The 5,769-nt window shown below is 62.7% G+C and carries 11 protein-coding genes; 10 read left to right on the top strand and 1 reads right to left on the bottom strand.

Going from position 1 to position 5,769, the window contains the following annotated elements; all coding sequences use genetic code 11:
• Positions 1–228: hypothetical protein (locus ACTHLF_RS20440; RefSeq protein ID WP_440329946.1), on the top strand; the 228-nt coding region annotated here is incomplete at its 5' end.
• A gap of 60 nt (positions 229–288) precedes the next feature.
• On the opposite strand, the gene ACTHLF_RS20445 is transcribed toward ACTHLF_RS20440, so the two are convergent.
• The gene (locus ACTHLF_RS20445) at positions 289–675 is read right to left on the bottom strand and encodes a hypothetical protein (RefSeq protein WP_440329948.1); all 387 of its coding nucleotides are present in this window, start codon (positions 673–675) and stop codon (positions 289–291) included.
• A 255-nt stretch (positions 676–930) separates the two neighbouring features.
• Between ACTHLF_RS20445 and ACTHLF_RS20450 the strand changes: the two genes are divergently transcribed.
• The 9 genes from ACTHLF_RS20450 to ACTHLF_RS20490 all read left to right on the top strand — a co-directional run bounded on the left by ACTHLF_RS20450 (position 931) and on the right by ACTHLF_RS20490 (position 5,658).
• Complete coding sequence (locus ACTHLF_RS20450) at positions 931–1,410, top strand: hypothetical protein (RefSeq protein WP_440329950.1); 480 nt, start codon at positions 931–933, stop codon at positions 1,408–1,410.
• Positions 1,400–1,675, top strand: a complete 276-nt coding sequence (locus tag ACTHLF_RS20455) for a hypothetical protein (RefSeq protein ID WP_440329952.1) — start codon at positions 1,400–1,402, stop codon at positions 1,673–1,675. The genes ACTHLF_RS20450 and ACTHLF_RS20455 overlap by 11 nt, the downstream gene beginning before the upstream one ends.
• A 175-nt stretch (positions 1,676–1,850) precedes the next feature.
• Positions 1,851–1,991: a hypothetical protein gene (locus ACTHLF_RS20460; RefSeq protein WP_440329954.1), complete on the top strand. Its 141-nt coding sequence runs from the start codon at positions 1,851–1,853 to the stop codon at positions 1,989–1,991.
• The gene (locus tag ACTHLF_RS20465) at positions 1,988–3,052 is read left to right on the top strand and encodes a replication initiation factor domain-containing protein (protein WP_440329955.1); all 1,065 of its coding nucleotides are present in this window, start codon (positions 1,988–1,990) and stop codon (positions 3,050–3,052) included. The genes ACTHLF_RS20460 and ACTHLF_RS20465 overlap by 4 nt, the downstream gene beginning before the upstream one ends.
• A 27-nt stretch (positions 3,053–3,079) precedes the next feature.
• Positions 3,080–3,358 (top strand): hypothetical protein, encoded by a 279-nt coding sequence (locus tag ACTHLF_RS20470; protein ID WP_440329957.1) that lies wholly within the window; start codon positions 3,080–3,082, stop codon positions 3,356–3,358.
• Between the two features lie 12 nt (positions 3,359–3,370).
• Positions 3,371–3,568: a hypothetical protein gene (locus ACTHLF_RS20475; RefSeq protein WP_440329959.1), complete on the top strand. Its 198-nt coding sequence runs from the start codon at positions 3,371–3,373 to the stop codon at positions 3,566–3,568.
• A 29-nt stretch (positions 3,569–3,597) separates the two neighbouring features.
• The gene (locus ACTHLF_RS20480) at positions 3,598–3,837 is read left to right on the top strand and encodes a hypothetical protein (RefSeq protein WP_440329961.1); all 240 of its coding nucleotides are present in this window, start codon (positions 3,598–3,600) and stop codon (positions 3,835–3,837) included.
• Between the two features lie 800 nt (positions 3,838–4,637).
• Positions 4,638–5,363, top strand: a complete 726-nt coding sequence (locus ACTHLF_RS20485; RefSeq protein WP_440329963.1) for a hypothetical protein — start codon at positions 4,638–4,640, stop codon at positions 5,361–5,363.
• Between the two features lies 1 nt (position 5,364).
• Positions 5,365–5,658, top strand: coding sequence for a DUF2523 family protein (locus tag ACTHLF_RS20490; protein WP_440329965.1), 294 nt, complete (start codon positions 5,365–5,367; stop codon positions 5,656–5,658).
• The last annotated feature ends 111 nt before the right edge of the window (positions 5,659–5,769 follow it).

Below are 5,769 nucleotides of genomic sequence, written 5' to 3' on the forward strand. Positions count from 1 at the left end.
TTCCACTTCATCGTGCGCGGTGATCGGGAGGCAAGCCTAAAGTGGTACACGATCGGCGCCGAGAACGGTGATCCAGCCTGCGCTCATAATCTCGCCGGGCTACTCATGGTAAGCAGCGATGAGCAAGAGCACGCGCGGGGCATATTTTGGCTCCATAAGGCTGCTGACGGAGGAGCTCCCTATGCGAAGGACGAGCTCAAGGAGATGGAAAGCCAGGCGAAGCCTTGAGGACTTCGAACCTTTCCATTTCGGGTGTAGGAAGCCCCTGATTTCCCTGTAAGTGTTATCTTACATAATATACACTCCCCGGGAATTCTGCGAAAAACCATCGCTTCCCGGTGAATTCGGCGTGGACGTATAGACGGCTAAACCGAACGTGAGCGTAATCGCTGCCGCAGTCCCCGAAATCCGTTGAGCGCATCGAAGCCACACCTGTGCGCGCTTCGGGTTGACCATCGCCTCTCGGTCGGCTTGCACGCGAAGGACCCATTCGTCCGCGTCGAGTCCGATTGCCTTTGCCATCGCGGAGACGCTTTCGGGTTCGGCATGGTTTCGTTCCTTTCGCCATGCGCTCGTCGTTGCGCGTGAGACGCCCAGGGCGATTGCCGCCTGATTGTCGGATGTCAGCGAGCACACTTCCTTGTACCTGTCAAGCAATTTAATTGTGCTATTCATGTCAGGACCCTATAGACACCAGTGTCAGGTGCCAGTATACATACGCCCGTTGTCAGGACCCTCCTGACACGTGACAGGGGCGAAGGATATGGGGTTCATTGCTGGCTGGGTAGCCTTCTGCGCGCTTCTCGGCGCCGGGTTGATGGTCCCCCGTGCGCTCGCGCGGGCAGGGCACCAGCGCTCGCTGCGTCAAGCGGGCTGGCTGTGATGGACTCCCCGGATCTTCTCGGTTACGTCTCCGGCCCGGTCGCCATCATGGCGGCCGGTGCCGCTGCCGCCGTCGTCATTTCCTTCGCGTGGACCGCCGCCATCAAGAAGGTTCAGGCCGCGTCGCTCCTTCGCATGGAAGGGGCGGCGGAGATGCGCGCGAACGACTACTACGCGTTCTGCTCGGCCTGCGGGACGCGGCTGCGCAATTCCGCCATCGAGAAGAACGTTTGCCCGAACTGCGGCGAGCGTGACTCCGCCGAGTGGGCCGCCGACGAAGGCAAGCGCAATCGTAAGCGTCGCCAGGGCGAAAAGGCCGCTCGTGACGCGCAGGATGAAGCCGACCGCAAGGAGTTCGTCCGCCATAGCGCGGAAGCGGGTCATGCGTTCCTGTGCGACGCCTGCGGCGAAGAAATTGAAGACGATCATTTCGATTTCGATGACACGAAATGTCCGGTGTGTGGCTACAAGGGCTACCCGGTCATCACTGACGAAACCGGCGACGAAGGGGAAGCCGATGCGCCGTAGACCTGCTGAGGCGTTTACGCCCGGCCCGCACCACTACCTGCGTCCGGCGCCTGCCGTCGCGTTCATTGAGGCGGTGCGCCCAGTGCTCGACGGCCTTCTTCCTGCCGGTTTCGCCAACGTTGCCATCGACCCGCATGCGGTGTATCCGGGCCTCTGTTCATGGGACCGCCGTCTGGTGCGTGAAGCCCGCATCCGCTCGTGGGAGGGTACCTCGTACGACTACCTCGTGAAGCGCGAGCGCGAGTTGTTGGAGGCGGGCCTGTGATCGCTGGGTCGCTCCAACTCGTGGGTTACGGTCCGTGCTATCCCGAGCGGTACGAGTTCGCCGTCGTCGTTGACGGCGTGCACGTGGATCTAGTTGACGTGCCTTCCGGTTCCTTTGAGGACGCGTGGGCTCTCGCTTATCTCTACTCGCTACCGCGCGTTCGGGGCGACCGGTGATGGGCTCGGCTCCCTCGTTCCTGTCCGTTCTGCTCGGCCTCGGCGCCGCTGCGGGTCTCGTGTTCTTCCTGGCGTTGTGGGCGCTCGTCACACTCGCGCTCATCCACCACTGCTGTGGCTTCGGCCGGGTGAAGCGGTGATCCGCCGCGCAGCGGCGGTGATCCCGTCGGCTAACAGGGGATCAAAGTTCCTTAACGCGAAGGCGAAGTTGCCAACGAAGCGCGCCCTGGTATCGGCGAACGTTGACTTCCTCCGCTTCACCTGCGGCGAGCGGTACGTGTTCGGCGATGAGACGTCCGAGGAAGGCATGCATTGGCGCGCTGAGCGCTTCCTGCGCGATCTGACGCCTAAGTCCGGTCTGGTGGTGGAGCAGGGCGTGAACGGCGGCAGGCGCGGCTACGCGCATCACGTGGTCGTTCTGACGCCCGAGGGCACCGCCTGCGGCGACATCTGCTGGGGTGGCGAGAATCAGCGTGGAACGGTCTCCGTCGAAATGACGGGCGCAGCATGCGCCCGCGTTGAAGCGGGCTTTGACCACGACGTGGCGTGGTCACAAGTGCGCGAGCTTTTGGAGACCGTCGGGGCGAAGATCACCCGCGTAGACATCGCGCATGATGACTACCACGGCAAGCGCGGCCTTGCTCTGGCTCGCGAGTTGTATGACCAGGGCGAATTCGTTACGGGTGGCCGGCCGCCTGCGTCCAACACGCAGGGCTGGAACGACGGTAGCGGCATGACGATGTACATAGGCAAGCCGACCGGGCGTAGCCAGCTGGTGGTCTACGAAAAGGGCAGGGAACAGGGCTTCCGGGACGGCGATCAGTACGCCGACTGGGTGCGCTGGGAGGGTCGTTTCTACCATCGGAAGGGCCACGATATTCCTCTCGACGTGCTCGTTGAACCGGCTCTGTTCCTCGTGGGTCGTTACCCGGCGCTCGACTGGGTCAGCGCTGTCATGTGCCGGATCAAGTCCAGCACGATCCGCGCGCAGGCGAACCTGCATAACGCCATGCGCCACCTCAAGCGCCAGTACGGCGGCGTGGTGGCCTATCTGTCCGAGATCTCAACCGATTTAAGTGACCTGGGCGATCTGGTGTCGTCCTTCCTCACGAAAGATTCCTTGCCGAAGTGGCTCAACGAAAACCCCTTCGGAAAGGAAGTAGCGCTCGATTCGCATCCGCTTTTCGCTGCGCCCTTCTAGTCCAGTCCGTCTACACAGGAGAGTCTTATGTCCACGTCCAAGCGCATCGTTCGTGCTACCGCCGAAATCAAGCGCATCCCCAACAAGAAGCCGGGCCAGCCGGATCACGGCTTCCAGCAGTGCCAGCTGGTCGATCCCGACGGCGGGTACGAGCGTTTCGAGCTCTATTTCAACACCGCGAAGGCGTCGTTCGCGCATGAGCCCGGCGAATACACCGTCGAGGCGAGCGAACCCAAGGTGGTTGACGGGCGCCTCGTGATCTACCCGAACCTCGTCCCGGTTAAGGCCGCTCGCGCCGCCGCGTAAGGAGTCTGTGCCATGCCCGAATCGGAAGTCGGCTACGTGCTCCAGTGCATCGCCTACGACGTGCAGGCCGGGCAGTGCACGCAAACCGCGTTCCTCCCTCCGCCGACGTTGTTGCCGCCAATGTCGCCGGAGGATGCCAACACCATCGGGGTGTCCTTCATGGGCTCCGTTGCGCTGGTGATGGCAGCAAAGCTGTTCCGCCGCGGCTAAATCCATCCACTCACAGAAGGGGTAACACCATGAAGTACTGCCAGAACGCCGTCCGCAAGGTCGGTAGCTTCGTTCGCAACAACAAGGTCGGCACCGGCCTCCTGCTCGCCTTCGTCGCCCCGGCGTCGTTCGCAGCCGACACCTCGTACGACACGTCTACCATCGTGGCGGGCTTCGCCGCCGCGACCGCCGCTGCCATCGTGGTCAGCCTCGCCTGGACGTCGAGCACCTACTCGATCAAGGGTGCCCGCCTGCTCCGTAAGGGCTAAGCGGCATGGGCGCGATCGTTACGATGGTGGTGGTCGCGCTCGTTCTCAGCGCGCTGGGTGGTGTCGTTCTTCTAATCGCGTTTGGTTGCAAACCGCGTGTACGACTCCACCCAGCGCTTTTGTCGGGAGGTCAGACACATGACGGGTTGGATCATCCTCGCCGCGTGGTTCGTCATCACAGGCGTTATGTCTCGCTGAGGGGTTTCACCCTGGTCGCGCTGGTCGTGGCATTTCCGGCGTACGCCGATATGCCTATATGCGGTCCGGGCGACACGAACACGTCGGCAGCCGCGTACCAGTCGTGCATGTCACAGGTTCAGGCGTCGATTCAGGCGTCGCTTGCCAGCGCCCCGGACCGGCAGGCGCGAAACGGCCGCTGCGTCATCGATCGTGAGCCTTACATCTACCACGGGTACTACGATTTCACGCTGTTCAATCAGACGCAGACCGACTCTGGTGGCGAGGCTCCGTTCTCTTGCACGTCGAAGCCCGATGAGCCGCCCGCGAACTCGTGCTCGTCCCACGCCGCGCCTAGCGGCGATGTATGGTCGGGCAATTACGTCAATGGCGACACGATGTGCGCGGATTCGTGCACCTTCGCCTTCTCGCAGACGCCCGGATCAATCTCGATTGGCATTCCCGGCGGTGGTGGTCGAAGTATGGGCACTTGGTCGCCTACCGGCGGCCAATGCACTGCGAACACACAACCGCCGTCTGATCCACCGCCTCCGTGCAGTGGTGGATCTTGCTACGACCCGGGCTCCGGGAAGTTCTGTTCAGTCAACGCCCAGGGCGTTCAGGTGTGCGTTGCTGGCCCGACGGGTGGCAGCGCGTCGTCGCCCCCGTCTCAACCCTCCGGTTGCTCGGTCAATGGCGCTTCCGCCGCGTGTGCGCACGCTAGCGGCGATCCCGCGCCTACGCCACCCAATCCCCCCATCACTGACCCGGGCGCTCAGAGCACGGGGCAGGGCAATTTCTCGGCCACGTCGCCGGGCGGCACCATCGGTATCTCCGTTGGCACGTTTCAGGGTTCGACCAGCGGTAACGGTAACGGCGGTACGGGTACGAACCCCGGCAACGGTAGCGGTGACAACGGCGACGGTGACAAGGATTGCACCGCTGGGAAGCTCTGCAATGACGGCTACACGGACGCGGGTTGCGACGCTGTCCCTGCGACGTCGGGTGACCCGCTTCTCTCGCAGATGGCCATTGAGGCTCACCGTCAGCGTTGCCGCGATCAGGCGACGGATGCGGCGATACAGGGTGCCGACAAGAGCCAGGGCGAAGATCACGATCCGGGTGAGGTGTTCAAGTCCGACGACGGCGCCGCTCCGCAGTTCAACGATGCCGGTTTCCTCGGTGGCGGTGGCACATGCCCGGGTCTTCCGCCCATTGAGTACGCCGGTCAGTCGATGTCCATGGACGCTGGTATCTGCCAGGGCGGCCCATTGCTTGCCGCGTTCGTCCTGTTCTGCGCATACGTCACGGGGGCGATGATCGCTGCCCGGCTGACGTCAGGGGGTTGATATGCCGCTCGTGGTCTTACTCGAAGTAGTAGGTGCGTTTCTGGCGCGGCTTATCGCGTCTCGCATTGGTCAGTGGATCCTCACCGCCATCCTGTTCTTCGGCATTAACTTCGTGTCGAAAAAGGTGGTGGTCGAGAACGTCATTCCGCAGCTGCAAGCGCATATGGCCGGTCTCGGTGCGCTGACGCTTGCGTGGATGGCGTACTTGAATATCGACCGTGGAATCTCGGTCATTTTGTCGGCGTACGCGGCGGGTGCCGGTACGCGGTTTGTCATGCAAAGGGCCTCGAAATGATCTATCTCCTGACGGGTACGCCGGGCTCCGGGAAGACGCTGACGGCTATGGCGTTGATGGAGCAGCAGCAGATCGAAGACCCTAGCCGCGTTATCTACGCGGCGAACATTC

It is taken from the genome of Luteibacter sp. (genome assembly GCF_051958795.1).
Taxonomy (GTDB): Bacteria; Pseudomonadota; Gammaproteobacteria; order Xanthomonadales; family Rhodanobacteraceae; genus Luteibacter.